Source organism: Paenibacillus sp. NRS-1781 (assembly GCF_050467745.1).
GTDB classification, from domain to species: domain Bacteria; phylum Bacillota; class Bacilli; order Paenibacillales; family Paenibacillaceae; genus Paenibacillus; species Paenibacillus terrae_A.
On the sequence record NZ_JBITPI010000026.1, the window covers coordinates 84,685 to 110,521 of the forward strand.

Below are 25,837 nucleotides of genomic sequence, written 5' to 3' on the forward strand. Positions count from 1 at the left end.
ATGAAAAATGTTATCCGAAACGCTGGACGTTATATCCGGCTGTACTGGAAGTTCGTCCAGTTTTCCGTCATGTCGCAGATGGAATACCGCATTAATTTCATTACTGCTTTTCTGGTCGAAACCGCTTATTTGCTCATCAAGCTGCTGTACGCCTCGGTTCCATACCGGGCCGGGACGGATATTAACGGCTGGTCTCCTGACGCGGTGCTATTATATATCGGCGTATTTACGATGATGAGCGGTTTTTACAGCGGCTTGTTCTACAGCAATTTTACAAGTCTGCCTGACAAAATTCGTACCGGTTCATTGGATGTGCTCATGACCAAGCCGGTGTCCCTGCAATTTATGGTGACGCTGCGGCAATTTGAGCTGGGCTACACCATTCCCAACGTAGTCGGCGGCGGAATCATGACGGGCATTGGCTGGTATAAGCTCGGTCTGCCGTTTAACTTTGAAACGGTCGGGGGCTTTTCTGTGTTACTCGGTTGCGGGGTGTTGACGGCCTACTCCGTGTTTTTGCTGCCCCAACTGCTAGCCTTCTGGATCATCCGCACGAACGGGGTGACAGAGCTATCCAACAGCATTTTCGATACGAACCATGTGCCGATGGCGGTGTATAGTAATCTGATCCAGCGTATTGGCTTGTTCGTGCTTCCGGTGTTTGTAATTTGTAATTTTCCACCGATGTTTATTCTGGGCAAAATGGAACCCGGCTTGATTCTATGGGCATTCCTCGCTCCGGTCTGGCTACTGGCGGTGATCCGCTTTATATGGCAGTTTGCCTTGCGTGATTATACAAGTGCAAGCCAGTAGCGTTACTGTCATATATGAGTTGAAGATGTACATGGAAAGCAGAGTATTTGGGATGGTGCTGTACAAGCGAAGTAGGAAAGGAAGCGAATCATATGAATGCGATACCAAACCAGCGTCATTTGTATATGGGAACGTTCGAGGCGGAGGCTTACTGGCGGGATGTCCAGTTAGCTTCCTTGCCCGCCATTCCTGACCGAGCTTCTTCTGCGATTGTGGCGGCTATGGATGAGCTGCTGTTCAGCTTTTGCCAGCCGGGAGACGCGTTGTTGACCCGCTATGCGATTTCGCCTGTGCATCGTCAGTATATTGCGCAGTTGGGCTTTCGCCCGGCGGTGAATGAACGGGATTTGACTGACGGAACGGAGCAGGCGGGGAATGTGTCAGCGGCTTCTGTTTTTGAACTTCTGGGCAGTCGCAAGGCCGATGCCAGTACAGGGTTTCCGCAACTGGAGGGATGTGTGCTTAGCCCATTTGCAGGTTTGCCTCATGTGGAGGAGGCTGCACGCGCCTGGGGTATTACGCTGCATCAGCCGCCGCTGGAAACGATCCGCAAGGTGAATGCCAAAACCTATTCTTCCGATTTAAAACGCAGTCTCGGACTGCGCCATCCCGGCTATATTGTGACCTCGTTTGCGGATGTAGCCGAGGCGGGACGAAAGCTGCTACGGGATGGAAGCTTTTTAATCAAGGATGATTTTGGCGTATCGGGCAAGGGAAACCTGCACATTACCTCAACACAGATGCTGGACCGGATTGTATCGTATTTACGTGGACAGGAACGAAAAGGCAAACGGGTACTGTTCCTTCTGGAGCCTTTTCTGGAAAAGGAGCAGGATTTTTCATGCCAATTTACGATTGGTGATAACGGAAGTGTCGATATCCTGTCTGTGCAGTGGCTGGCTAACACCCAATTCTCCTACCGGGAATCGTTGTCGCCGGATGAGGCTTTTATGGAGCGGCTGGAGCGTGAGGGCTATTTTCGCTTAATGCAGGATGTAGGGAAGCAGCTGTATCAGGACGGTTATTACGGCGACGTCTGCATTGACTCGATGACACTTCGCGGCGGGAAGCTGGAGCCTATTATTGAAATTAATGCCCGTAAATCCATGAGTCTGATCAAGCACCAATTGGACACTTTTTTGGCTAAAAAAAATATGCGTGGCACGCTGACGAATTATTCGCTGTCCCATGACGGCAGTTTGTCCTATGAAGAATTGCTGGAAGAGCTGGAATGTGAAGGACTGCTGTTCACAGGTGAACGTGAAGAAGGCGTCATGCCGCTGGGCGCCAATACGCTATATGTGAACACGGGCGGACGAGATGGAGAAAACAGGAATGCAGGCCATAAAAGCACGCCAAGCAGAAAAACAACGGAGCGCGGGGGCAGGTCGTCTGCCAAGCAGGCTCGTGTTAGCGGGATTAATAGTGGTGACGGTCCTTCCGTGTCCGGTGGGCCTGAAGGTGTAGCACGTGGAAAAGGTCGTCTTTATTTGGAACTGGTTGCCGCGGGTGATAAGGAAAAAATGCGTCTGACTGCGAAGCTGGAGCAATTTTTGGCGGAGCATCATTTTACAGTGCTGAATTAAACGGGAGGCGTATGAGCATGAGCAAGAGTGTGCATCAGAGTATGAAGGTAACGATTTTGTGTTCCGGTTTCGGATTAGGCTTTTATACTCCCGGCTTGCTGATGCAAGCGGGTCTTCGCAGGCTGGGTGTGGAGACGGCGATTCATGTATTTGAAAATGTGCTGCCCGAGTCGGCCCGTCTCAAGGTGGACAAAAACCGCAAAGCTTACCATGATAATTTCGCTGTGGCCTTAATGTCACAGAAGGTTCCGCAGGATATGCGCAATTCGCTTGATCTCGCTGCCATGGAAGTGCTGCTGACCCGATGGATGGAGGAGGATCGACAGCATTTTATATGCTTGTCCGGTCATTGGATGTATGTGCTGGAGGAATATCGCAAGCGCAGGGAGCCGGGATCGGTGCATGTGGACATTGTGTATATGGATTCGACGCCTTCTCCTTCGTGGAAAAATCTGGCCAAGCATAACCCGCACTTTGCCGATGGGTGTGGAGAAACGACATTTTTTGAAAATGACCAAAATAGAGTCAGCCACTATATTGATGTCCCCGCTGTAGAGCATGTTCCCCTTGAGGCCCGGAAATCCCGCTTATTTGTGCATGGCGGCGGTTGGGGTATGGGCACGTACCGTGAAAAGGTCGGACGGCTGGAAGAAGCGGGCTGGGAACTGGATTTGCTGCTGTATGATCAGGATCAGCCCGATGGGCAGCGGGACGGTATACGCTATTTCCGAATGGACCCGCAGTGGAGAACATGGCAACGGAATGAAGCCGGGGAGCATACCTTTCCGCCTTTCGGTGAGGTGAAGGCTGGCGAGGAGACGTTGTATGAAGCCGGGCCAGATTACCATAGCATGCTGGACCAGGCATGTCATGTCCAGGCCATTGTCAGCAAGCCCGGCGGGGGTAGTCTGACAGATTCGTTCGCCACAGCTACTCCACTCATTATGCTGGAGCCGTTCGGTGTGCATGAAATGCATAATGCGGACCTGTGGGAACGGCTGGGAATGGGGATACGGTACGATACGTGGATGCAAATCTATGGTGGAAGCGCTGAGATTTTGGAGGACATGCACCGGAGGATCGTGGAGTTGCGTAGTCAGACACCACGCTATATGGAGTCATACGTGAGGAACGCCCAGGTGCAAGCAGGCTCAGCGGGATTGGAGAAAGGGTCATGAACACCGCCGCAGCCGCACAAGAGCCTGCGGTACGGGATATCCGCTTTGGCCTCATTGGCTGTTCAGCCATTGCCCCTCGTGCGCTGCTGGAGCCGATCCGTTACGTTGCCGGGGCCCGTGTAACCGCGCTTGCGAACCGGACTGTTGCCAAGGCAGGAGATTTGGCGGACCGTTTTGGCGTTAGTGTCGTTTATCGGCATGCCGAGGATATGCTGAGCGACCCGGAGATTGACGCCGTGTATATTGCGCTGAGTAACGATCTGCATGCGGAGTGGATCGGTAAAGCCTTACAGGCTCACAAGCATGTGCTTGTGGAGAAGCCGTTATGTCTGAACACGGCGGAGCTGGCTCCCCTGGAAGCGGCAGTCAGGCAGAGCAGCGCTCACCTGTTGGAAGGAGTCATGGTGCAGCATCATCCTTGGCAGCGCGAGCTGCGCAATATCGTGGATTCCGGTCGCTATGGTTGTTTGCGCTCTATAGCGACCAGCCTGTGCATTCCCGCAAAGGATGGACATACGGAGAATTATAGATCCCGACCGGAGCAGGGTGGGGGATGCTTTTGGGATTTGGGCGTGTATTGGCTCCAGTTTCTTCAAGCAGTCGTTGGACTGGAGCAGGCGGAGTTCCGCAGTCAATCGGATTTCGACGGTCCTAACGGCTGTGACTGGACATTTCGTGCACAGGCTCGTTATCCGGAGGGAATGGAGGCATCCGCCCTCTTTTCATTCGAGCGGCCATACCGCTGCGCTCATGTATTGACCTTTGATTCGGCGGTCGTTACTTTGCAGGACTGCTTTCGGGCGAATCTGGGCTTTTATAAAATAACGATCAAGACGGAAATAACGAAGGATACAATGACAGACTCCAAAATTAAAACAGCTTTCGAGCCGATGAATTATTACGTCAATCAGTTGGAGGCATTTTGCAATATCATCCGGGGAGTCGCGGAGCCGATTCCGTTTCACGAGGCCGCCGAGCGCGTCAGATTGCTGGCAGCTATTCATGAGGCCGCCCGATCAGGCACGACGATCTATGCGGTATAGGAAAAAGAAGAAGGGGGGAGATTCAGCAGATGGATAAAAAGGACGAAGCCTTGCTGGAACGCTTCGGCGAACATCCGACGCCATTTTACTACTACGATGGCGACGCGCTGCATGCACATGTCAGCTCGCTGCTATCCCGTCTGCACCCGGCTGTGCGTGTGCATTACGCACTCAAGGCTAATGGCAACGTAGCCTTGGCGGGATTGCTTCGCACGTTAGGCTGCGGCGTCGAAATCGCTTCGGCCGGGGAAATGTTCGTCGCGATGGAGGCCGGGTATGCCCCGGAAGACATGCTGTACGCCGGGCCGGGAAAAACGGTAGCCGAACTGAGCGAGGCGGTAGCCTGTGGAATCGGCTGCATTCATGTCGAGTCGGTGCGGGAGCTGCGCTTGCTGGAGGACATTGCCGCCCAAGCAGGCTTGTTTGTCCGCGCTGCAGTTCGTGTGAATCCCGATAACGATTTGTCGGGATCGACGATCAAAATGGGCGGCGTTCCTCGTCCCTTTGGTGTGGACGAGGGGCAGTTGGATCACTTTTTTACGGTGCTGGAAGATTGTCCACATGTATATTTCCAGGGCATTCAGGTGTATACAGGCACGCAAATGCTGAAAGCGGATCAGATTTTAGCTTCATTTGCGAATACCCTTCAATTGGCAGAACGGATACAGGATCAGTATGGTGTTGCGATGCATACGGTAAATTTGGGCGGCGGGTTTGGTGTTCCTTATTTTACTCATGAGCAGCCGTTGGATATGGGACAAGTGATCGACGGACTGAACGCGATGGCAGAGCAGACTCGATCCCGTCTGCCAGGTGCTACGCTGATTATCGAAAGCGGCAGATATCTGGTTGCTCAGGCAGGAATGTATGTCTGTCGGGTATTGTATACGAAGGAATCCAAGGGAGAAAAGTTCGTTGTAGCTGATGGCGGTATGAACCATTATGCCTCGGCTGCCTTTCGAGGACGTCGGATTAGGGACAACTATCCGGTGCGAATTATGCGCGGGCAAGGAGAGGGGCAGGACATGCCTGTTCAAGAGGCTGCTGCTGTCGAGCTGAAATTAGGGAAGGCCGCAGACCGGATCGGGGAGCTTCGGCCAGAAGCAACCATGAAACTGGAAACCGTAAGCATTGTCGGCCCGCTTTGTACACCCGAGGATTGTCTTGTGAAAAAAGCGCAGCTTCCTCCGATTCAGGAGGGTGATTATATTGTCATTCCGAATGCAGGAGCTTATGGACTAAGCTATAGTCCGGTGCATTTTCTGGGACATGCTACGCCGGCAGAGCTGCTGGATTTTCGCGGTGAGGTACACGTGATTCGCGAGCACGGTGACCGTACAGACTTACTCCATCACCAGCGTATGATTCCTTTGCTGGAGGATATTTTCTAATCGTAAAAATCAACACTCGCTTGTCGGGACTAAAAAAACGCCAAAACCGTCGGCCGCTAGAGAATGGGCCTGCGTTTTGACGTTTTTTTCGTTATTTTTGCATTCAGGAATTTGCAAAATTCGATTCCAATCGCTGACTTTAACGTTGCTTGGAGCTGCGCATTTCCTGACGTACAAGCTGCCACACCATGAAGATCAGCACAGCGACCTGTGGGATAAACGTTTCCCAAGTCGGATACATACCCAGCCAGCTAATGGATGGCAGCGAGGAGGCCGTATGCCCCGGAAGCTTGCCAGCCACCTGAAGCGAATGAATACTTTCGCCCAGAAACCGGAATACGAGATAGTAAATCAGTATGGTGGCTGTCAGGAAAAAGGAGCGGATCGGCAATCGTACGCTAAACTTGATGATCGCCAATGCCAGCACAACCAGTATGACAGTTGCCGAGCCAATACCAATCAGCAATTGAGAGGTTTCGATAGCCGGGGCCATACCGATATAAAAGATAGCCGTCTCGGCGCCTTCACGCAAAATCGCCAGCGCAGAAACGGCGAACAGCGACCACAGGCTGCCACGCGCCAGCGCGTTGTCTACGCTGTTCTCGACAAAGCGGTTCCACGCGGCAGCATTGGATTTGGTATGCAGCCAGTTACCGACGGTCAGCATCAGCACAACCGCGACCAGTCCAGTCACACCCTCCAGCAGCTCACGCATGCTGCCCGATGCGGCGGCCGCGACCAGTGTGGTGAACAGCACCGCCAGGATTCCGCTCAGCACCAGCCCCGTTCCGGCACCAGCCCATATCCAGCGACCAGCCACAGCTTGGCCGCTTTTTTTGGCATACGCCAGCAGAGCCGCGAGTACCAGAATGGCTTCCAGCCCCTCACGCAGCAAAATAAGTGCCGCATCCCAAGCGGTGTAGGAACGCTCTTCCGTCAACGGACGAAGCCTTTTCAGCATCTGATCCAGGGTCTGGATCGCTTTGGCCGTGTTCGGTGGAGAAGACAGCAGATAACCGGAAGTCTCGGTCATTTCATTTTCAATCGCGGTATAGGACGCCGGATCGGAAATTTGCACATGTCCTTCGACCGAAGGCCACAGGGCGATGAAACGCCCTACCTTGTCAGCCGCTTGCTCAGGCTGATGGGCTGTCGCATCCTGTCGTGCGGATTCGAGGAGCTTGACCGCATCACTTAGCGAGGCTACTGAGCCATTAGCTGCGTTGTTTGCACCAGCTTTTTGACCCGTATTCACCAGTTTTCCTTGACTGTAATCCGACAACAAAGCCGTTAGCTCCTGCATTTCCTTGAGAGCCTGTTCTTGTCGTATGGGCTCGGCTTGCATGGAAATGCGAATCAGGCTGATTTTAGTTTCCAGCGCACTGTATACCGGAAAATGGTCCGAACGAATCGGTGTCTCCACCTGATACCATGCTTTTACGATCCGGTCGTAATCAGTGCGGGCCGCAGTCCAGTCGCCTTTTTGCATGGCAGCCAGACTACCCTTCGCCATGGGGAGCAGCTTTTCTGCTGCTTTGGCTCCAGCCGGGGCGGGTTTGTCGCCTTCCGCAGCAGCCACAAATTCGTTGACCGAGCGGGCCAGTACGGACAGTGCGGCTTTCGCCGGTTCTCCGCCGCTGCTGGCAAGCGCCTGCTCTGCATCCGCGAGAGCCTTGTCCACCGCTGCGATATGGGCTGTATCACCGCCGTTTGTTTTGGCAACTTCCCACAGCGTACGGAATTCTTTGACGTCCCTGGAAGCTTCCGCCCATTGGGATTGTCCTGCCTCCACCAGTGCGCCACCCACCACAGGCATGAGCTGATCATTGGAAACAGCTTTGGCATCTGTTTGTGCGAAAGCGACCGACCCGGAGCCGGATATGAACGGAGTTGCTGTCAGCAGCAGAGCCACCAGCAGAAACACCCATCCCAAGCTTTTATTGCGCCGATTCATATAAATCCCCTTCCTGGCCTGCTGCTAAAATAACGTATCCCCGATGTAGCCGCCTTGCGATACACCCGGGAAGCAGGCGAACACCGCACTGCCTTTGTGTACAATGTATTCGTTCAGCTTGTCATTGCGCGCAAGCTTCTCCTGAATATGGACGAACTGCTTGAATAGATCACGTTGGTAGCTGATGAACAGCAACCCGGCATCGAGCTGTCCTGTTTGCTTGTCCAATCCGCTCGAATAAGAATAAGACCGCCGCAAAATATTAATGCTTCCGTCTCCATGAGCCAATGCCACATGAGAGGTGGGAGGCGTGATCGGCTTGCCTTCTGGACTTGCGGCCGCCAGATCGAGTTTGTCGAACTCCTTGGCCTTGCCCAGTGGGGCCCCGCTGCTGCGATGGCGTCCAAAGGTATCCTCTTGGTCGCCCAGTGTCGAGCGATCCCATACCTCCACCCGCATTCGTACACGCCGCACAGCCATATAGCTGCCGCCGCCCATCCACGCAGGACCGTCACTGGCCTGTGTCCATACCAGTCGGTTCATCTCGTCAGCCTTGGAGGTATCCGGGTTCCCCGTACCGTCCTTGAAGCCGAGTAAATTGCGCGGCGTGCTTCCCGCCGGATCGGCCTGTGCTGTCCGCTGGAAGCCTTCCTGTGTCCAGCGAAGCACCGCTGTTCCTCTGGCGATACGCGCCAAATTACGCAGGGCATGGAAAGCTACCTGCAAATCATTGGCGCATACCTGTACCCCGATATCGCCACCACACCATTGGTCGTCCAGCGCATCTCCTTGAAAACGGGGTAGCTCACGGAGTCCGGCAGGTTTAAGCCCTGCCAATCCATAGCGTCCATCAAAAAAGGAAGGACCCACACCAAAGGTAATCGTCGTCCGTGACGGCGATAATCCCGCCGCTTCGCCCGTATCGGATGGAGGCAGGTTGAGGTTTTCGTTATCGTTGCCGATCAGCGCGCCAGAAGTCATCGTAGCAGTGGCTTCTGTCCAGGCTTTAAACAGGCTGCGTACCCGTTCCTTATCGCTCGTCGTCAGATCGAAGGCGGCGAAGCAGATGAAATCCTGGGCCGGAGTCACGATACCCGCCTGATGCTTCCCATAAAAAGGAACCACATCCTTGGTATCCGCATCCGTCATCATGCTTTCGAGCCGTTGGCTGGCTGTCAGCACAGCCCCCACGCCACCGCCGCCGAGCAGGAGCCCCAGTCCCCCGACCCCGGCCAGCTTCAATAGATCCCGGCGTGATACAGATTTACTCTTTGCTGAACGCACATCATTTTCTAGCAGAACATCCTCTGACTTAGCACCCTTTTTGACCAGATCAACCTGTTCTTCACGGGAATCTGTACGCTGCTGTAGTTCCTGTCTCGTTCCCTTTTGCCGCTTGAAGCCTTTCATATCGTTATACTCCTAACAATTTTCCCATTTGGGACAATGGCTCTGCCAGCGCATCAAGGTTTTGGCTCAGCTTTTTAATTTCTTCTGGTTTCAGCTTCGTATAAGATACATAGCCTTCGCCTTCCTTGAAAGGAGCCAATTCTTTCTGCAATGCCTCAAAGCGCTCGCCAATTTGCATTTCCAGCGCCGCATCTTTTTGATTCAGGTCTGTTTTCAAAATCTCATATATTTTTTGTGCGCCCTCTACATTGGCTGCAAAGTCGTATAAATCCGTGTGGGAATATCGTTCCTCTTCACCCGTCACCTTGGAGGTGGATACTTCGTTCAGCAGCTCGACTGCACCCGTTACCATCAGGCTGGCGTCAATGTTGACCGTCTCCACCTTGGCACGCAGCAGCTTTGCATCACTCAACAGGCGGTCGGAAAACTCGTCCAACCCTTTGGTGGTGTTTTCTTCCCACAACGTTTTTTCAAGCCGGTGAAAGCCGCGCCAGTCCGCTGCATCCACATCACCGTCACGCGCATCAATATTCGGGTCAAGATCGCCCAGCGCTTCCGCAATCGGTTCAATCCGTTCATAGTACATACGTGCAGGAGCATACAGCGCCTTGGCTTTGTCCAGCTCGCCAGCTTTGACCGCGTTCGTGAATTCTTCTGTCTTTTTCACAAACGTATCGCATTGCTGGGTAGCATAGGCACGGTAAGCGGCTACCGCTTGATCAAAATTGGGGGCAGAGGCCGCAGGAGTCGTAGTTGCTTCCGCATCCTTGGTCGTTGCAGCGGGCTGCTGAGTAGCAGTTCCGGTTTGTCCGCAACCTGCGAACAGAATAGAAGAAACCAGCACTCCGGCTGGTACAGCGTAACGTAATTTCATAATCAATGAACACCCTTTCTGGCCAAGCGGCCATGAGCAATAATCTGTTGCGCGATATCTATATCGAATTATTATTTGATAATGATTATCAGTCGCGGTTTTCTTATCATAAGGCTGCCCCATATGCCTGTCAATACATAAAATTAGACACAGAGTTTAACGATTCAGTAAAGGTGGAAAATAAGTGCCTAGGCCCATTTTTATACGCATATTGAACCATACCTGAGTACATGACATAAAATGTGTTGACTGTATCCCTTAACCTTGTTACACCACACAAAACCCGAGCAAGGAGGGGTGAAATTGACGAAGGGTAACGACCACAAAAACAAGTTTTTGTTAACTCACCGTGAACGTGAAGTATTTGAACTGCTTGTGCAGGACAAAACAACACGTGACATCGCCGGACAACTATTTATTAGTGAGAAGACGGTGCGCAATCATATTTCCAACGTAATGCAAAAATTGAACGTAAAAGGTCGTTCACAGGCGGTCGTGGAATTAATCAGGCTTGGCGAATTAAAAATCTGACCTCTTGTTCCTTGCGGGGTGCAAAGTCTTCTCGATGATCCTTCAAAAGTGAAGGCTGGTCGGGAAGGCTTTTGTTTTGCAAAAATGCAGAAAATATATTTTATTTCTAAAAAAATACAACTCTCAGGCAAACATAGCTGCGACAAATCCTACATCATCTCCAGATGCCAAATATACGTATTACAAAAATGGTCTACTGGATCAAACGGTTTCACTAAGCGGTTTGAACCATCGCGATTCTTAGTGCTGAGATGGAAGCTTCGTTAAGTAAATTGGAGTGAAAAAAATTTAAATGGCTGTGACATATGTTAAATATAGATAAAAAAAGGGCGAGGATTGTAAAATAGGAGACTTTATTGTCAATGTGTTTACTTCAAATATGTTAAAATAAGAACGTATGATTCCGTAAGCGTTAGTTGGAAAGGAATGGGAGTTGAGAAATTGAACAATCGTACAGATATCTTAATGTACCAGACAGAAGATGGTAATACCAAAATAGACGTAAAGCTGGAGAATGGAAACGTTTGGATGACTCAGAAGGCAATTGCAGAGTTATATCAGACAACGTCTCAAAACATTACACTTCACATTAAACACATCTATGTAGAAAATGAACTAGCTTTTGATGCAACTTGTAAGGAATACTTACAAGTTCAAATTGAAGGTTCAAGAGAAATAAAACGCAAGGTCAAGCATTACAATCTTGAAATGATTATTGCTGTCGGGTATCGTGTCCGCTCGCACAGAGGCACGCAGTTCAGACAGTGGGCAACCGAGCGGCTTAATGAGTACCTTGTCAAAGGCTTTACAATGGACGATGAGCGTTTGAAAGATATGCGTCACTTTGGACAAGACTACTTCGATGAATTGCTCCAGCGTATTCGTGATATCCGTGCATCGGAGAAAAGGTTCTATCGCAAGATTACGGATATCTACGCCTTATCGGTTGATTATGACCCCCATTCCAATGTGTCCAAAGAGTTTTTCGCTACTGTACAAAACAAACTTCATTTTGCCATCCATGGTCATACCGCGGCAGAGCTGATTGCCGAGCGAGCAAGCGCTGATAAAGACAATATGGGATTAACGAGTTGGAAAGGCGACAAAGTAAGGAAGAGCGATATAACCGTAGCCAAGAACTATTTGACCGATAAAGAAATACAGGCGTTGAATCGCATCGTAACGATGTATCTGGACTATGCGGAAGATCAGGCGGAACGTCAATCCCCGATGTATATGAAGGACTGGACCCAGAAGTTGGACTCATTCCTGAAATTCAATGAGCGAGATATTCTGATAAATGCAGGAAGTATTTCGCAAGAGATTGCAGAGAAGTTGGCGACAGCAGAGTACAACAAATACAATCGACAAAGATTGGTTATGGACACAAGTGATGATTTTGATGAATTTATCAAGCAAAATCAATGGGATAAAAAGTAGTGCCCTTTTACCTTAACAACAAACTTGGTGTGTTTCAAACCCCATCGCGAACGTAATGCAAAAATTGAACGTAAAAGGTCGTTCACGGGCGGTCGTGGAATTAATCAGGCTTGGAGAATTAAAAATCTGACCTCTTGTTCCTTGCGGGGTGCAAAGTCTTCTCGATGATCCTTCAACAGTGAAGGATGGTCGGGAAGGCTTTTGTTTTTGTGGGATGACCTTGCTAAGTGACCCAACGTAAAAACAAGCGATTGTCACAAAAAAGGACATTCGCTTGTTTTGATCATTTGTAGTTTAAAAATCATAATCCAGAAGCTGTTCCTGACAGTTAGCTATTCTTGATAACTCCGATTTGGGATAGCCAAGTCGATTTGTTTTTTCACTGCACATCCAGCAGGAACAATGAATTTTCCCTTTGGAGAATGCACCGTCGAATTTGGCGACCCAACCCCGGTGTGCTGAAAGTCGCTTCTTACGCTGAATAACTCGCTTTCTGTGATGTCTAAAATAGGCTTGATTACGTTTTTTTCGGTTAGGCTTCATTACCATCACGCTCCCTTGGGCAAAGGCTCAGCCCGCAGGAGAAACCAAGGGTATAATCAATACTTCTGCGGGCTGAGCGTGATGGTCATCTGATTTATATGATTACGCATGCGTCACCTGCCTGGAGTTATTTAAGTGAAAATGGGGAGTGAATCCATGAAAAGAATTCTTCAACGATTTGTACATCGGTTCGACTGGTATGAAAGACATGGGGCAGAGAATCGGAGTGTTCATACACCATAACACTTTTTCTTTCCAAAATGGATTCGCCTCCCTAAGAGCAAATATATCACACGAATGAATTCAAAAAAAACGATTACACCGCTGAAATATGTAGGAATTTGTGCAAAAGTGTTGTAATATATAAGGAAGGAAGAAACTACCATTAGCTCATCCGCCAACTCGCATGAATGATTAATGTAGAAGACTGTACCACAAAGTGATAAAAAGATAAAAATGCATTTTGTGATAGTCTAAGGAGGCGAGTATAGATCCCTGCGAAATCAGTGCTCAGGATATAGACAAAATGGAAGACGGCTCGGGTTTTGAGTTATACTTGTATTAAAAGGATCACAAGGCAGAAAAGCTCGTTGCTTCAGGTAGCAGTAAGTAGCTTTTGCTTAGGTCTACCTGTGGTATATTCTTGATCGGAGGTGAACGGGGAGACATATGACACAAAACGAACATTTGATGACCTATACGCTGAACAGCGGCATAAAGGGAACAGTCGACCTATCCAGTAAGCAGGTTCAGGAATGGATAAAAGCATATCGAATTGGCAGCAAGTTTGTAACGGTAGTTGGTAAACAGTATTTTGGTTTGAATCCTGAATTGGTAGCAGATTTTAAGGTACATAATGAATACTCGGAGCAGCGGGATCATATATCCATGATACAGCCTGCGGTGGTAAGTAAAGCTGTAGACGTAGACCCGTTGGCAGAGGCGTACAGCCAGTATAAAACATGGATTCAGGTAGAGTGCAAATGCGGAGCTTCCTATATAGAAGAGTCGCCGCATAAAAGGACCAAGTGGTCCTGCAAGGAATGCAATAACATTGTGTTCCTAGATCGCAAAAAGGGCATGGTGGATACGGAAAAAGGCAAGGCATGGTATATGACCAACAAATACTATGTGGAAAGACAAAGCAATTGACCTAGGTCAGTTGCTTTTATTCTATATGTCCATTTTCTGAACGTTATAAATCAGCTATAACCTTTTGCCAAATAATAAAATTGATGTTTTTTGCGCTTTGTAGTACATTATCAAGTGTATTATAAGGAGGCTTCTCATGTACGGACATAGACAAGATGATACTTTATACATCATGACTTACACATTAAATAGCGGTATCAAGGGCACGGTGCCTTTGTCTAATCAACAGATACAGGAATGGCTTGAGTGTTACAGAATCGGCAAGAAATTTGTAACCGAGATTGGCAAAGAGTACTTTGGACTACATGCGGAACTGGTGGCTGATTTTAAAGTTCATAATCAGTATTCAAGCTATCAGGAAGTCATTATCCCGGTTCAACAGCCGGTTACAGGCTTGAAAGAGCTGTCCCAAGCTTACAAATCAACAGAGACCTTGATCAAAGTAGATTGCAAATGCGGCACATCCTATGTAACGGAATCTCCCTTTATGCGGACCAAGTGGTATTGCACCAAATGCCGGGAAATTGTTTTTCTCGACAACAAAAAGGGAATGGTCGACACTTCCAGAGGCAAGGCTCACTTTATGACCAATAAGTATTTTGTGGAACGGGAAACAACTGGCGTATAAGCCGGTTGTTTTTTTGTATATGATGGAAGCATACCGATAAAAAGATAACGATATTCAGGTGGTGAACGTCATCCGGGAAAATGATATGAACGGCGCAAGGAATCGCATGAGGACGAATAATGTGTACATAAACGAAACGCTTCAACTGGAACAAATCATAAGTGATCTGCGGGTGATGGGCTATGTGGCTTTTCATCATCATCCGCAAATTACAGGTGAGCTTAAAGAACTGGAAGAACTGAAAAAGCAACTATTGTCGTTTTTTCAACAGCATCATGTATTGTGGATTGAGCTTGACCCGCTAACGCAATATGCCGTGGTGAACAACATGGGGAAGGCCACAGTGTCGAAACTTATGGGTCGGAAAATGAACCTGCTGCGTAATCTGAGAGCGAACGCTGCTATGGCCGGGCAACCGCTTCACGAGTTGGATCGGGAAATAGAGCGGTTGAATCGGCTGGTTCATCTGTTGCGCTACACCCGTTTTTCTTAGTCGACGGCAGCCAATGTAAAAAAGCATCCACGAAGCATGGTTGATCACATGCCGTGAATGCTTTTTTGGTATCAGCTTACACAGATTTCAAAAACTCCACGATGGTTAGCAAACCCTTATCGAAATTTTCCAAATTAAAATGCTCATTCGGCGCGTGTAAGTTCTCATCCGGCAAGCCGAAGCCCATCAGTACGACTGGAGCGGTTAGCACACGCGAGAAGGTTTCCACGATTGGGATGGAGCCGCCGTCCTTGGTAAACAGGGCGCGTACACCATATACCTTTTCAAAAGCATCCGCCGCTGCTTGCAGAAATGCGTGTGACGGGTCGATGTTAAACGCATTTGCTTTTTCACCCTGCTGGATGATCAGCGTGGCACCTGTCGGAACATGGGCGCGCAGATGGCGCTCGATTTTGTCCAGAATGTCCTGCGGATTCTGGTTGGCAACCAGGCGGCACGTAATTTTGGCGTGAGCTTCCTTCGGAATGACCGTCTTCGTGCCTTCGCCCTGGAAGCCGCCATACACGCCGTTCAGCTCCAGCGTTGGACGTGCCCCGACACGCTCGACGAAGCTGAATCCCTCTTCGCCGTAGAGGGATTCAAGCGCAAGATCCTTTTGCAGCTTGCTCTCATTAAAATCTTGCTTCACGAATTCTGATCTCATCTCAGCCGATAGTGGCGCAACATCGTCGTAGAAGCCGTCGATGCTGACGCGTCCCTTGTCGTCATGCAGCGTTGCCAGCAAGGATACTAGAGCATGCAACGCGTTCGGCACCCCGCCGCCAAAGGAGCCAGAATGCAGATCCGTATTGGCGGTGTGGATCGCAACTTCCAGTGAGCACAATCCGCGCAGACCTGTGCAAATCGCAGGCTTGCCTTTTTCGATCAGGGAGGTGTCGGATACCAGTACAGCGTCGGCAGCCAGACGGTCTGCACCTGTCTGCAAAAATTCAAGCAGGCTCGGGCTGGACACTTCTTCCTCGCCTTCGATGCAAAATTTAATGTTCAGCGGCAGCTTGTCTTCCTGCTTCAAAATGGCTTCGACCGCCTTAATGTGCAAGAACACCTGACCCTTATCGTCTGTAGCTCCGCGCGCATACAGCTTTCCGTCGCGGATCGACGGCTCGAACGGTGGAGTTTCCCACAGATGAAGCGGGTCGACCGGCTGTACATCATAGTGACCGTACACGAGGATCGTCGGTTTACCAGGTGCGTGCAGATAATCCGCATACACCAGTGGATGGCCTTTAGTCGGAATGATTTCAACGTTTTCCAATCCGGCAGACGTCAGTTTGGCGGCAAGCCAATCGGCTGCTTTGTTAATGTCTCCCTTGTGCTCGGATAATGCGGAAATACTCGGAATGGACAACCAATCCTTCAGCTCATCAAGCTGCTGCTCTCTGACCTTTTCGAAATATGCAGAATAACTCATGATTTATGTACCCTCCTCTTTCATTGTGCGTTTTTTGCTCTATCCTCCGAACCAAGGCCGTGGACGATATGTATAGTTTACTACGTTTTGCGCTGAACGAAAAATCGCGATGGTAGATGTGTTAAAAAATGGGCGATCTGCTCCGGCCCGTTTAGAACCGAACAGAACGCCCGTCGAATAGCGGTGAAGCTACGCCCGAAGGTCCAGTTGACCTCCGAGATGAGGCTGTACGCTTTTTTCCATCATCTGGATTAGTGCTTGTCCCTGTTCACCTGCTTGATCCTTAGCCATACTCAATACTTTCACGCTCACGGCTTGCGCCAAGCTGGCCTGGCTCATACCCGTTGATAATGCTGCGATATCCATGTTTTCATTCCTCCTTTGTGATGAAGACTCATTCTATTTATCGGTCAGAAGGGTCATTTGTTTCATCCAATTGGAATTGTGTTAGCAAATCTTGAAGCTGTTCTGCCAGACGGGTCAAATCTGCGGCAGACGAACCGATCTCTTCCATGGAGGCGAGTTGTTCCTCTGCGGCTGCGGATACCGTCTCGGTATGGGATGCTGCTTCTTCGGCAATACGAGTAATTTCCTCCATGCTGCCGACCACTGCATTCGTGCCATCTGCTACTCCGGCTGTAGAGACTACCACGTTGTCGAGCTGCTTCGCGGATTTGACGATCGCTCTACGAATACGGGAGAAGGAGCGGCCGGATAGGTCAACCGAATGGATGCCTTCGCTTACGCGTTCTTTGGCAGATTCCATCGCGGTCAGGGCCTCGGAGACGCCGTTTTGAATCCCTTGAATCTGCTCACGGATTTGTTGTGCCGAATGAGCGGAGTTTTCCGCCAGCTTGCGGACTTCAGTCGCTACGACAGCAAAGCCTTTACCATGCTCCCCGGCGCGTGCTGCTTCAATAGAAGCGTTCAGGGCAAGCAAATTGGTCTGGCTGGCGATTTCTGTAATGACGGTGACAATGGTTCCGATTCGCCCGGAACGTTCACTCAAGGCGCCGATAATCGCATCCAGCTCTTCCACTGTAGTACGAATGCCATCAATGGAAACGACACTATTGCCGATATGCTCACTGCCTGCATCCGACGCTTGAATGGCCTGTGAAGAGTAGGTGGTCATTTCAGTCATAGCTTCGGTCATGGCTGCGATATCTGTTGACATGCCTGACACACGATCCTGATTTTCTTTGGCGCTGTTGGCTTGTCTTTCGCTGCCTGCGGCTACATCCTGAATGGCTTCGGTCACATGCTCAATCGCATGGGTTGTTTGTTCTGCACCTGCGGCGAGCTCTTGCGAGGAGGCCGATAGATTGCTTGTCATGGCTTGGATTTCTCTGATCATGTTACGCAGATTATCTACCATTTGCTGAAAATATCTCGATAATTCACCGATTTCATCCGTGCTGGTCGTAGCCACATTAATGGAAATATTACCTTGGCTGATAGCATCCATAGAATTACGCAATCTTTGGATTGGTTTGAGTATACTGCTGATTAGCCACAGCGCCAGCACACCGATAATGATAGCTGAAATGACCAGCACCACGATGGTCGTGATGAGGATCGGCTTGGCGGAGGCACTCGTTTCCGACTTGTCCATCGTTCCGGCAATTTTCCAGCCTGTCAGAGCATTGGTTTTAAAAATCAGGTTTTTGGAAACGCCATTCAGATCATAATTAAGGCTGCCTTCCTTGGAGGCAAACAGTTGCGACAGTTTTTCCCCCAATTGGGTACTTCCGCTGACTTCTGTCGGGTGAGTAACGATACGCTTGGTGTTATCCAATATCATGACATATCCTTGCTGCCCGATTTTTAAATTTGTAATTTCCTTTAAATTATTCAGGTTCAGGGAAAGACCGAGAACACCGCTATTGTCAGGAAGCGTACGTGAAATGTACACGACAGCGACCTTGTTCGAATTGAGTCCGACAGGGCTGATCACCGTTTGTCCGGGTTTCTCCATGGCCTGTTTGTACCACGGACGCTCACGAGGGTCAACGTTCAGTCCTGTGGCTTTGCCAATGATGAGTTTTCCTTCGGGAGTTCCTACGAACATATCGAGGGCTTCCGCATGCATTTTCAAATAGATTTGCAGCTCCGTCAGGAGTGCTGCATCTGCATCTGGAGTGTTGTCACTGGCTGTCATCGTAGTAGCGTAATATTCGATATCTGCAATTTTGGCTTGAATCGTCTGGGTGACTGCGCGGTCGGCTGCGGTAACGCTAGTCGTCGCACTGTCCATTAATTGCTGGTCTGTCTGGTTATACGCTGCCTGATAAGAAAAAGAGCTGACAATAATGCTAGGAACAAGCATGACCAGCAGGAATGCTGCTGTCAATTTTTTGCGAAGCGTTAAAGTTTTCAGTTGTTTCATCAAACCCCCTGCTTTCTATCTACATATTCATTTCCAGTGCTTATATCATATGTATTTACTATCGGTTATTTTAAGCTGAATTGATAGATTTATTGCTAATTTGTCCAAGTCGCTTAAGAATTTCTCGCATATCATGGAGTATCTTGCAATTTGGAGGGATAAGCAATGGGTTTTTTTCTGGATATGAGAAGTTCAACAAATTCATCAAAATCAGGTGAGGGTCCCGATGTCCAGCTGGGTCCTGAACCGGAGCGGTTTGGTTTGATTACCCTGCGAACTTTTCTTGTACCGGGTCCGATTGTGACCTTTAGCGGTTCCATGGGTCTGATTGGTGAACTGGGAGATACGTATGCGGTTGAAATCGTACGTGGCACCGATTATGACCCGAGCGAGGTAGTCTACCGAGCCGAAGGGGTATTGGGAGCTACAGGGGCTAATGAAACACAAGCTTTTAATGCACAGGATCTTTCCGCGCCATGGGCGATACAAACGGTGTATTCCTCTTATATTTCGGGGGTATCGACGACCGTTCGTAACGGTCCAGAGGTATTTACTGGCATCGCTTCGACTCCTTTTTTTTAAATATATCAGACGAGAATTTCCTTATGAAGAACTTGCCGACTGTTCATGGTTCTCCTATGATGGTCAGCAACAACACCCAGAGCACAAATATCCTGGGTGTTGTGATGTTATGTTTACTTCATGAGCGTGGTTCAACAGAGTTGATTCTACTTCATGGATTCTAATTCTTTAAAATTTCTCGCAAATACCCTGTCAACACATTTGCCGCTTGGGTATGGGCGAGAAGCCCTGGATGGCTGCGAGACCCTATCGTTTCTTCCATCGTGTTAGGCAGTTGGAACACGGACACATTCCGATCCCTCGTACTTTTCTTGTACGCGTCTACCGCCCGGTAAATCGCTGGCATTATCGGAGTACCAAGCATCCCATAGGCCCAAACAATATGGGCAGCGGGATTACAGGTACGAAGCTTGACAAGAAAATTTGTGGTAGCGTTTTCAAAAGCTTGTGAATCTTCTTCATTGAATGTGCCATCCTCGTTCAAGCGTTGCTTGTACACTTTCCCACTTACGGGGTCCGTCCATGCAGGAGAATAAAAGGCTCCCCCGTCATTAGTCCCCAAATTCACCACGACCACATCCGGCTGCCATGAGGTAAAATCATGATCGGAAAATGCCCCTAATGCTTTATTTCGCTCTCCAGTGAGCACACCACATACCTGCTCATAATATGCCGGAATGTTCGCATGCGGATTATTATCCCAGCTTGTTAGGACACCCCATCCGCTTTGTGATAACACTCGGTAGTCCGCATTCAGTGCTTCGGCAGCTATGGCTGTATAATTGCGTAGTGCCGTGAACAGCATGGGGACCCAGTCTGTCTCCTCCTTTGCTCCAATCGTTCCTTCTCCTGAGGTAATGCTGTCACCGATAAATTCCACCTTGTGGGGCTTATCTGTGACAGGCAGCAATTTACCGTCAACCCTCAGGGCATGAATTTGCAACAAGCAGCGCGAGTCCGAGCTCATAGGCTGGACATCCTTGACCACCCGGACATTTTTAACCATGTCAGGATTCATTCCTCTCAAAAGACAAATCCAATGCCGTCCTGCCGTCACCATCAAGCGACTCATCGGGGCACCATTGATGACAATACTGATCCAGTGCTCATACACCTGGTAATCGGCCTCCATTTCAATCCACAGCTCCGAGCCCTTGATATTCAATTCAATGCCGCTGCCTGTCCAAAATAGAGTTAGTGGTGTAAGTGTTTGCGTAGTTCGACCGTGAACCTTTACATGCTTAGCTTTGGTAAGTGGATATGTCTTCAATTTCTTGTTAGGTGTCATTTCTAATATCCTCCTTATAATCTCCAAATTTAACTCTAGTTTCTATAATATTGTAAAATAAGTGACGGGAAATCTCAAAGTCTATTTTTAAGCAAGTAAGGTTTCATGGCTTTAAATAGATATTCCATGCGACCACGGACTTTAGGACGGTTTGTAATAGCTAAAAGCACCAGCAAATCTTGAATGTGCTGGTGCTTTTCTTGATAAGAGAAGCCAAGGCTATCCATTAATTCGCTTTGCCGAACATCACGATGTTAATCGCCTTGCCGAAGTCTATCCCTACCTTGCCAGTGAGTTCTGCCGTTTTTTGCGCCAGAACGACCGCATTGACCCCGCAGGAGAATAGCGCAATCTCAAAGTCATCTTTATGCGCTGTGATCCACTGGAGCGTTTCATCCATTTGTTCATATTGATGAAATGCAAGCGTGTGCGGGATATGCAGCTGATACGGCTCAGCTTCAAGGACGGGCTTCACTTCGGCGGCTGTTCGGGTGACGAGCAGGATGCGTCGATTTTTCAGCATGTCCCAGAAAGCGGGTGTCGCAGCCAAATACCGGTTCAGGCAGGCATGGCAAGTTAGCGCAGGAGAGAGGCCGTAGTGAGTAAAAACCTGGTCAGTCAGCTCTCGCTTCATATAGGATGGCGCTTTGATAGATTCGTCATCGTAAGGCAGGATGCCAGCAATGCTGGCTTTGCGTACTGCCTCGGCCACCGCATCTCGCAATTCCGTATTCGGCAGAAACAGTCCCTTTTGTCCGAGATTGGCCTTGACCGCCCATCGTTCCTGCAACACCTTTTTCATCGGCCAGACGGTATCCTGAGACAAAATCAAATTTTCGCCATCCCCGATCCGAATGAGCGAAAAGGGCTGCTGTTGATCCAGTGCCAACTTCAAATGATTCAGTACCTCGTCGATCTCCAGATACTTTGGCTTAGTCATATATGCTTCCTCCCTGTCTATCTTTAGAATGGTGCAAAAAACTCTGTATTCTATCATATGTCGAAAGCGGCAAGGTTTTTGTATGATCGGCTATTCATTTTTGGATTCTACCTATTTATTGTAAGAGTTGATGCATCTGTACGTGCCGTTTCTCTAGCAGTTCCATAACTTGTGAAGAGACGGTTGAAAGGGAGGAAGCTGAATGAATCGCAAGATTGTCATTGAGATTAATTTTAATAACTACGGGATGAATCCCAATCGGCTGACACGGGAGTGGATCAGCGAGCGGCTGGATGTATTCAGAACCTTTACGCTGCGCAGCTTGCTCAGTCAGACGAATGCGGATTTCTTGTCTGTCGTCAAGCTGGCGGGAGGATGCAGTGACATCGTGGAGGATGAATTAGCCAAGCGTGAGCCGATTCCCGACCATATCCGCTTTGGTACCAGCATCGAAAGCAAGCGCCGGATTCATGCGTATATCGAAGCTGCGGACGAACTGCTGATTGCTCGAATTGATTCCGACGATTTGTATCACCAATCGTTTGTACAGCAGCTGCATGATTACGAATTTCAGCCGGACACGGTAGCGCTGGTGAATCAGATGGGTTACCTGTGGGATGCCGTAGAAGGTCAGATGGCACCGGTGTTTCACCGTTCGCCCTCCTTTTATGTGTTCCGCTATCAAGCGAAGGATTATCTGGAGGATTATCGTGTCGTCATTCCCGGCAAGGGCACGCATGGATATGTAACGGAGCTGCTGCATGAGGTGATTTCGCATCGCAACTACGTGAACGTCATTCACTCCGCAAATACTTCCGTAAAAAAAGTGCCAGTGAAGGATCGGCTGACAGAGGATGACATGAAGGCTGTGCTGGCTGAATTTCTGGGAACAGGCGCCGCAAATTCGTAACGGTCAGGAGGAGATTATATTGTTCAAAGGAAAAAAACTGCTGGTGACCGGAGGGACGGGATCTTGGGGGCAGCGTCTGACGGCGGAATTACTCAAGGAAGGGCCAGCGGAAATACGTATTTTTTCACGTGGTGAATTTGCGCAGATTGCCATGCAGCGTCAATTCCAATCTGATCCCCGGTTGAATTTCGTTATAGGTGATATTCGGGATCTACAACCATTGCAAGAGGCATGTCGCGGGGTGGACTATGTGTTCCATCTGGCGGCGTTGAAGCATGTCCCCGTGTGCGAGAGACAGCCAGAAGAGGCTTTCAAGACGAACGTATACGGTACGCAAAATGTAATCCGGGCCAGTATTGAGCAGGGAGTCACCAAGGTTATTGACGTCTCTACCGACAAGGCAGTAGACCCGGTGAATGTATATGGCATGACAAAGGCGATTGGCGAAAGACTGATGATTCGTGCCAACGATCTGAGCGAGCGCACCCGTTTTGTGTGCATTCGCGGCGGCAATGTGCTGGGTACAAGCGGAAGTGTTGTGCCGTTGTTCAAGCGCCAGATCGCGGAAGGGCAGGATTTGACGCTGACCAGTCCTGATATGACCCGTTTTTTCCTCACGCTTGGTGAGGCTATTGGCTTGCTGCTGAAGGCTTCTGTGGCGGCGATTGGTGGAGAGACGCTGGTTATGAAAATGAAGGGCTGCAACATTGCAGATCTGGCGGAAGTGATGAAGGAGCAGGCGGGCCAGCCAGCCTTGAAAGTAAAAGAAATCGGCATTCGTGGTGGGGAAAAGCTGCACGAAGTGTTGATTTCTCCTTATGAGGTGCCGCACACGTACCGCTATGATGATCGTTATTTTGTCATTCTCCCACAGCAGGCAAACAAGCGATTACTGAGCCAATATGGCGGGCTGGAACGGGTGAGCTTTGATCAATACCGCTCGGACGATGAGTTAATGGACCGCGCAGGCATTGCTGAGCTATTGCGAGGTATGGAGTAACGATGAAAGAGGTGGGTATTTTGCAACTTATGGAAAAAATAAGTAAAGGCACGGTAAAGGTTGCGGTGATCGGCCTCGGTTACGTGGGACTGCCGATGGCTGTGGAAATGGCACGAGCTGGTTATGACGTGTATGGTGTGGATTCCGATCCGACCAAAGTAGCCAAGCTGCTTCAAGGACAATCGTACATCATAGATATTGGCGATGATGCATTGGAGGGGCTGATCGGGCAGCGATTACATCCGGTTGCGGATATCCAGGTGCTGGAGCATTCGGATATCGTCGTCATCTGCGTGCCTACGCCACTGACGGATGACCATCAGCCGGATACGTCCTATATCGAAACGGCTATCGACCAGGCTATTCCCCATTTGCAAAAACAGACGCTGCTCATTCTGGAAAGCACCACGTATCCGGGAACGACGGAGGAACTGATCCGCCCGGTGATTGAACAGCGCAGGGGTTGGACGGTAGGTCAGGATTTTTACGTGTGTTTTTCACCAGAACGTGTCGATCCGGGCAGTGTTCATTTTAACATTCGGAACACGCCCAAGGTGATTGGCGGCTGTACGCCGGATTGTCTGGCAGCAGGAGTAGCCTTTTACGGCTCCTTTCTGGAGCAAATGGTTCCGGTCAGCTCGACAACAGTCGCAGAAGCCGCAAAGCTGTTCGAGAATACGTTCCGCAGCGTCAACATCGGGATGATCAATGAGCTGACAGCGGCCTGTGAGAAAATCGGCATCAACATATGGGAGGTGCTGGATGCGGCGGCGACGAAGCCCTTCGGCTATATGCCGTTCTATCCGGGGCCTGGGATCGGGGGGCACTGTATTCCGGTCGATCCGCTGTATTTGTCATGGAAAGCCGAGCAGCATGGGTTTCCACTGGAATTTGTGGATTTGGCAGACCGTATGAATCGGCGTATGCCGCTGTATATTGCGGAGCGAATTGAAACTCTGCTCGCCCAGGAAGGTAAAGCCGTGAACAAGGCCGAGATCGTTCTGGCGGGCGTTGCCTACAAAAAAGACATTGATGATGTTCGGGAATCCCCTGCTCTTGTCCTGTTTGAGCACTTAAAGGAAATGGGTGCTCTGGTGAGCTTCACCGACCCGTATGTAAAGAGCTTTAAGCTGAACGGCGAGGTCATCCCATCTCGTGCGGCGAACACCCGGCTGTGGGAAAGTGCAGATATCGTCGTGATCACGACCGATCATTCTGTGCTGGATTACCAGCATTTGGTCGACCATGCGCCACTGGTGTTCGATACACGCAATGCGACGGTGCATTGCACTGGTGGGCATGTTGTGATACTGGGGCATCCCGGTATTGGAGGGGGCGCCGCTGTTGGCTAACCGTGATCAGGTAAATGAGCGCTATTACGGGCAGATTAACTCGGAAGAATCTCATGAGGCTACCCGCAACCGAATCCACTGGATTTGCCGCCATGTGCAGGGTCATACCGTGCTGGATGCTGGATGTAGTCAGGGGATCACGTCCATTTTGCTCGGGCGGGAAGGCTTTGAGGTAACGGCCATTGATTTGGAAGAGAGCAGTATTTCATATGCAAAAAAAGAACTTCGACAGGAATCTGCACCTGTTCGTGGAAGAGTTCATTTTCAGTTAAAGGATATTGCTCAATTCGAACGTCCGCCCGGCGGATTTGACACGATTATTTTAGGCGAGATTTTGGAGCATTTTGCACACCCTCATACATTGCTTGCTCACGCCTACCGTTTGCTTCATAAAAGAGGGACACTCGTCCTGTCTGTCCCCTATGGATATCATCCGTTTCATGATCACAAGCGGACCTACTATGCCGGGAGCCTGTCCGGTGTGCTGTTTCCTTATGTTGATGAACAAGCGCTGGAGGTGCATCACAAATATTTGTGTTTCGCAGGCCGTAAAAAAGCGAAAGAGCTGCGTGAGGCCAAGCCGGGGGCAGAGCATCTGGCCCGCTGGATGGAGCTGGACGAGGAACAATTCCGGCTGGTGGAGCAGCAGCATGTTCGCAAAATGAATCAGCGCAAGGCAGCGCTCGACAAGGCAGTACAGCGAATTCGACACATGGAGGAGCGGGCATTGCCACCGGAGAGGGCTGCATGTCCTGAGGAGGCAGGCAAGGTGCAGCATGAAGGGAAAGGTGCATATACTGATGGCGGGTCTACCGGAAAATAGACCGGGAACACAGCCAACGGTAAAGGGGATGGCGTGAAGTCATGACGACGGAAATGCCCAAAACGCATAGCTGTAGCTCAGAAGG

At 49.7% G+C, this 25,837-nt stretch carries 24 protein-coding genes and 1 pseudogene; 16 read left to right on the forward strand and 9 right to left on the reverse strand.

Features of this window, described 5'->3' with window-relative positions; genetic code table 11:
* The 5 genes from ACIFO6_RS10975 to ACIFO6_RS10995 all read left to right on the forward strand — a co-directional run bounded on the left by ACIFO6_RS10975 (position 1) and on the right by ACIFO6_RS10995 (position 6,011).
* Entirely contained in the window at positions 1-813 is an 813-nt protein-coding gene (locus tag ACIFO6_RS10975; RefSeq protein ID WP_430040715.1) for an ABC transporter permease, read from the forward strand.
* 92 nt (positions 814-905) lie between these two features.
* Complete coding sequence (locus ACIFO6_RS10980; RefSeq protein ID WP_430040716.1) at positions 906-2,399, forward strand: hypothetical protein; 1,494 nt, start codon at positions 906-908, stop codon at positions 2,397-2,399.
* 17 nt (positions 2,400-2,416) lie between these two features.
* Entirely contained in the window at positions 2,417-3,577 is a 1,161-nt protein-coding gene (locus tag ACIFO6_RS10985; RefSeq protein ID WP_430040717.1) for a UDP-glucuronosyltransferase, read from the forward strand.
* Positions 3,574-4,620 carry a Gfo/Idh/MocA family protein gene (locus tag ACIFO6_RS10990; protein ID WP_430040718.1) on the forward strand — a complete coding sequence of 349 codons (1,047 nt, stop codon included), beginning with the start codon at positions 3,574-3,576 and terminating at the stop codon, positions 4,618-4,620. Before ACIFO6_RS10985 ends, ACIFO6_RS10990 begins: the two co-directional genes overlap by 4 nt.
* Positions 4,621-4,649: 29 nt before the next feature.
* A complete protein-coding gene (locus ACIFO6_RS10995) occupies positions 4,650-6,011 on the forward strand; it encodes a type III PLP-dependent enzyme (protein WP_430040719.1) in 1,362 nt (453 codons plus the stop codon).
* 139 nt (positions 6,012-6,150) lie between these two features.
* On the opposite strand, the gene ACIFO6_RS11000 is transcribed toward ACIFO6_RS10995, so the two are convergent.
* The 3 genes from ACIFO6_RS11000 to efeO are packed head-to-tail and all read right to left on the reverse strand — an operon-like array spanning position 6,151 to position 10,249.
* The gene (locus tag ACIFO6_RS11000) at positions 6,151-7,965 is read right to left on the reverse strand and encodes an FTR1 family iron permease (RefSeq protein WP_430040720.1); all 1,815 of its coding nucleotides are present in this window, start codon (positions 7,963-7,965) and stop codon (positions 6,151-6,153) included.
* A gap of 24 nt (positions 7,966-7,989) precedes the next feature.
* On the reverse strand, positions 7,990-9,375 hold the full coding sequence (gene efeB, locus ACIFO6_RS11005) for an iron uptake transporter deferrochelatase/peroxidase subunit (protein ID WP_430040721.1): 1,386 nt from the start codon (positions 9,373-9,375) through the stop codon (positions 7,990-7,992).
* A gap of 4 nt (positions 9,376-9,379) precedes the next feature.
* Positions 9,380-10,249: an iron uptake system protein EfeO gene (gene efeO / locus ACIFO6_RS11010; protein WP_430040722.1), complete on the reverse strand. Its 870-nt coding sequence runs from the start codon at positions 10,247-10,249 to the stop codon at positions 9,380-9,382.
* Positions 10,250-10,552: 303 nt separating this feature from the next.
* On the opposite strand from efeO, the gene ACIFO6_RS11015 reads away from it, so the two are divergent.
* The 3 genes and pseudogenes from ACIFO6_RS11015 to ACIFO6_RS11025 form a co-directional block, all read left to right on the forward strand.
* Positions 10,553-10,780, forward strand: a complete 228-nt coding sequence (locus tag ACIFO6_RS11015) for a helix-turn-helix domain-containing protein (RefSeq protein WP_007431813.1) — start codon at positions 10,553-10,555, stop codon at positions 10,778-10,780.
* 441 nt (positions 10,781-11,221) lie between these two features.
* A complete protein-coding gene (locus tag ACIFO6_RS11020; protein ID WP_430040723.1) occupies positions 11,222-12,220 on the forward strand; it encodes a virulence RhuM family protein in 999 nt (332 codons plus the stop codon).
* Between the two features lie 31 nt (positions 12,221-12,251).
* Positions 12,252-12,350 (forward strand): annotated as a pseudogene (locus ACIFO6_RS11025) (helix-turn-helix domain-containing protein); the annotation flags it as partial.
* 164 nt (positions 12,351-12,514) lie between these two features.
* Here the strand turns inward: ACIFO6_RS11025 and ACIFO6_RS11030 are convergent.
* Positions 12,515-12,763: a hypothetical protein gene (locus ACIFO6_RS11030; RefSeq protein ID WP_430040724.1), complete on the reverse strand. Its 249-nt coding sequence runs from the start codon at positions 12,761-12,763 to the stop codon at positions 12,515-12,517.
* 669 nt (positions 12,764-13,432) lie between these two features.
* Between ACIFO6_RS11030 and ACIFO6_RS11035 the strand changes: the two genes are divergently transcribed.
* The 3 genes from ACIFO6_RS11035 (at position 13,433) to ACIFO6_RS11045 (ending at position 15,036) form a co-directional block, all read left to right on the forward strand.
* Positions 13,433-13,915 carry a hypothetical protein gene (locus tag ACIFO6_RS11035; protein WP_430040725.1) on the forward strand — a complete coding sequence of 161 codons (483 nt, stop codon included), beginning with the start codon at positions 13,433-13,435 and terminating at the stop codon, positions 13,913-13,915.
* 136 nt (positions 13,916-14,051) lie between these two features.
* Positions 14,052-14,543, forward strand: coding sequence for a hypothetical protein (locus ACIFO6_RS11040; protein WP_430040726.1), 492 nt, complete (start codon positions 14,052-14,054; stop codon positions 14,541-14,543).
* 106 nt (positions 14,544-14,649) lie between these two features.
* Positions 14,650-15,036 carry a hypothetical protein gene (locus ACIFO6_RS11045; protein WP_430040727.1) on the forward strand — a complete coding sequence of 129 codons (387 nt, stop codon included), beginning with the start codon at positions 14,650-14,652 and terminating at the stop codon, positions 15,034-15,036.
* A gap of 76 nt (positions 15,037-15,112) precedes the next feature.
* Here the strand turns inward: ACIFO6_RS11045 and ACIFO6_RS11050 are convergent, their stop codons facing one another.
* From ACIFO6_RS11050 to ACIFO6_RS11060, 3 genes are all read right to left on the reverse strand, one after another.
* Complete coding sequence (locus tag ACIFO6_RS11050; protein WP_430040728.1) at positions 15,113-16,468, reverse strand: dipeptidase; 1,356 nt, start codon at positions 16,466-16,468, stop codon at positions 15,113-15,115.
* A 189-nt stretch (positions 16,469-16,657) separates the two neighbouring features.
* Complete coding sequence (locus ACIFO6_RS11055) at positions 16,658-16,834, reverse strand: YjfB family protein (RefSeq protein WP_137060033.1); 177 nt, start codon at positions 16,832-16,834, stop codon at positions 16,658-16,660.
* Between the two features lie 37 nt (positions 16,835-16,871).
* Complete coding sequence (locus tag ACIFO6_RS11060; protein ID WP_430040729.1) at positions 16,872-18,857, reverse strand: methyl-accepting chemotaxis protein; 1,986 nt, start codon at positions 18,855-18,857, stop codon at positions 16,872-16,874.
* Positions 18,858-19,022: 165 nt separating this feature from the next.
* Here ACIFO6_RS11060 and ACIFO6_RS11065 point away from each other — a divergent pair, with 165 nt between their 5' ends.
* Positions 19,023-19,439 (forward strand): hypothetical protein, encoded by a 417-nt coding sequence (locus ACIFO6_RS11065; RefSeq protein WP_430040730.1) that lies wholly within the window; start codon positions 19,023-19,025, stop codon positions 19,437-19,439.
* 160 nt (positions 19,440-19,599) lie between these two features.
* Here ACIFO6_RS11065 and ACIFO6_RS11070 read toward each other — a convergent pair whose 3' ends face one another.
* Together ACIFO6_RS11070 and ACIFO6_RS11075 are read right to left on the reverse strand one after the other, a co-directional pair.
* Entirely contained in the window at positions 19,600-20,727 is a 1,128-nt protein-coding gene (locus ACIFO6_RS11070) for a GDSL-type esterase/lipase family protein (RefSeq protein ID WP_430040731.1), read from the reverse strand.
* Positions 20,728-20,953: 226 nt separating this feature from the next.
* A complete protein-coding gene (locus ACIFO6_RS11075; RefSeq protein ID WP_430040732.1) occupies positions 20,954-21,667 on the reverse strand; it encodes a GT-D fold domain-containing glycosyltransferase in 714 nt (237 codons plus the stop codon).
* 202 nt (positions 21,668-21,869) lie between these two features.
* Between ACIFO6_RS11075 and ACIFO6_RS11080 the strand changes: the two genes are divergently transcribed.
* The 4 genes from ACIFO6_RS11080 to ACIFO6_RS11095 are packed head-to-tail and all read left to right on the forward strand — an operon-like array spanning position 21,870 to position 25,752.
* Positions 21,870-22,577, forward strand: a complete 708-nt coding sequence (locus ACIFO6_RS11080) for a glycosyltransferase family A protein (protein WP_430040733.1) — start codon at positions 21,870-21,872, stop codon at positions 22,575-22,577.
* A gap of 19 nt (positions 22,578-22,596) precedes the next feature.
* Entirely contained in the window at positions 22,597-23,577 is a 981-nt protein-coding gene (locus ACIFO6_RS11085; RefSeq protein ID WP_430040734.1) for a polysaccharide biosynthesis protein, read from the forward strand.
* Positions 23,578-23,579: 2 nt separating this feature from the next.
* On the forward strand, positions 23,580-24,929 hold the full coding sequence (locus ACIFO6_RS11090; protein ID WP_430040735.1) for a nucleotide sugar dehydrogenase: 1,350 nt from the start codon (positions 23,580-23,582) through the stop codon (positions 24,927-24,929).
* Positions 24,922-25,752 (forward strand): class I SAM-dependent methyltransferase, encoded by an 831-nt coding sequence (locus ACIFO6_RS11095; protein WP_430040736.1) that lies wholly within the window; start codon positions 24,922-24,924, stop codon positions 25,750-25,752. The genes ACIFO6_RS11090 and ACIFO6_RS11095 overlap by 8 nt, the downstream gene beginning before the upstream one ends.
* The last annotated feature ends 85 nt before the right edge of the window (positions 25,753-25,837 follow it).

Excerpts from the sequence above, each read along its gene's own strand:
- ACIFO6_RS11050 (WP_430040728.1), bottom strand. The coding sequence starts at position 16,468 with ATGAGTTATTCTGCATATTTCGAAAAGGTCAGAGAGCAGCAGCTTGAT.
- ACIFO6_RS11055 (WP_137060033.1), bottom strand. The coding sequence starts at position 16,834 with ATGGATATCGCAGCATTATCAACGGGTATGAGCCAGGCCAGCTTGGCG.
- ACIFO6_RS10980 (WP_430040716.1), top strand. The coding sequence starts at position 906 with ATGAATGCGATACCAAACCAGCGTCATTTGTATATGGGAACGTTCGAG.
- efeB (WP_430040721.1), bottom strand. The coding sequence starts at position 9,375 with ATGAAAGGCTTCAAGCGGCAAAAGGGAACGAGACAGGAACTACAGCAG.
- ACIFO6_RS11045 (WP_430040727.1), top strand. The coding sequence starts at position 14,650 with ATGAGGACGAATAATGTGTACATAAACGAAACGCTTCAACTGGAACAA.
- ACIFO6_RS11075 (WP_430040732.1), bottom strand. The coding sequence starts at position 21,667 with ATGACTAAGCCAAAGTATCTGGAGATCGACGAGGTACTGAATCATTTG.
- ACIFO6_RS11080 (WP_430040733.1), top strand. The coding sequence starts at position 21,870 with ATGAATCGCAAGATTGTCATTGAGATTAATTTTAATAACTACGGGATG.
- ACIFO6_RS11000 (WP_430040720.1), bottom strand. The coding sequence starts at position 7,965 with ATGAATCGGCGCAATAAAAGCTTGGGATGGGTGTTTCTGCTGGTGGCT.
- ACIFO6_RS10995 (WP_430040719.1), top strand. The coding sequence starts at position 4,650 with ATGGATAAAAAGGACGAAGCCTTGCTGGAACGCTTCGGCGAACATCCG.
- ACIFO6_RS11065 (WP_430040730.1), top strand. The coding sequence starts at position 19,023 with ATGGGTTTTTTTCTGGATATGAGAAGTTCAACAAATTCATCAAAATCA.
- ACIFO6_RS11030 (WP_430040724.1), bottom strand. The coding sequence starts at position 12,763 with ATGAAGCCTAACCGAAAAAAACGTAATCAAGCCTATTTTAGACATCAC.
- ACIFO6_RS11070 (WP_430040731.1), bottom strand. The coding sequence starts at position 20,727 with ATGACACCTAACAAGAAATTGAAGACATATCCACTTACCAAAGCTAAG.
- ACIFO6_RS10990 (WP_430040718.1), top strand. The coding sequence starts at position 3,574 with ATGAACACCGCCGCAGCCGCACAAGAGCCTGCGGTACGGGATATCCGC.
- ACIFO6_RS11035 (WP_430040725.1), top strand. The coding sequence starts at position 13,433 with ATGACACAAAACGAACATTTGATGACCTATACGCTGAACAGCGGCATA.
- ACIFO6_RS10975 (WP_430040715.1), top strand. The coding sequence starts at position 1 with ATGAAAAATGTTATCCGAAACGCTGGACGTTATATCCGGCTGTACTGG.
- ACIFO6_RS11060 (WP_430040729.1), bottom strand. The coding sequence starts at position 18,857 with ATGAAACAACTGAAAACTTTAACGCTTCGCAAAAAATTGACAGCAGCA.
- ACIFO6_RS10985 (WP_430040717.1), top strand. The coding sequence starts at position 2,417 with ATGAGCAAGAGTGTGCATCAGAGTATGAAGGTAACGATTTTGTGTTCC.
- ACIFO6_RS11090 (WP_430040735.1), top strand. The coding sequence starts at position 23,580 with ATGAAAGAGGTGGGTATTTTGCAACTTATGGAAAAAATAAGTAAAGGC.
- ACIFO6_RS11040 (WP_430040726.1), top strand. The coding sequence starts at position 14,052 with ATGTACGGACATAGACAAGATGATACTTTATACATCATGACTTACACA.
- efeO (WP_430040722.1), bottom strand. The coding sequence starts at position 10,249 with ATGAAATTACGTTACGCTGTACCAGCCGGAGTGCTGGTTTCTTCTATT.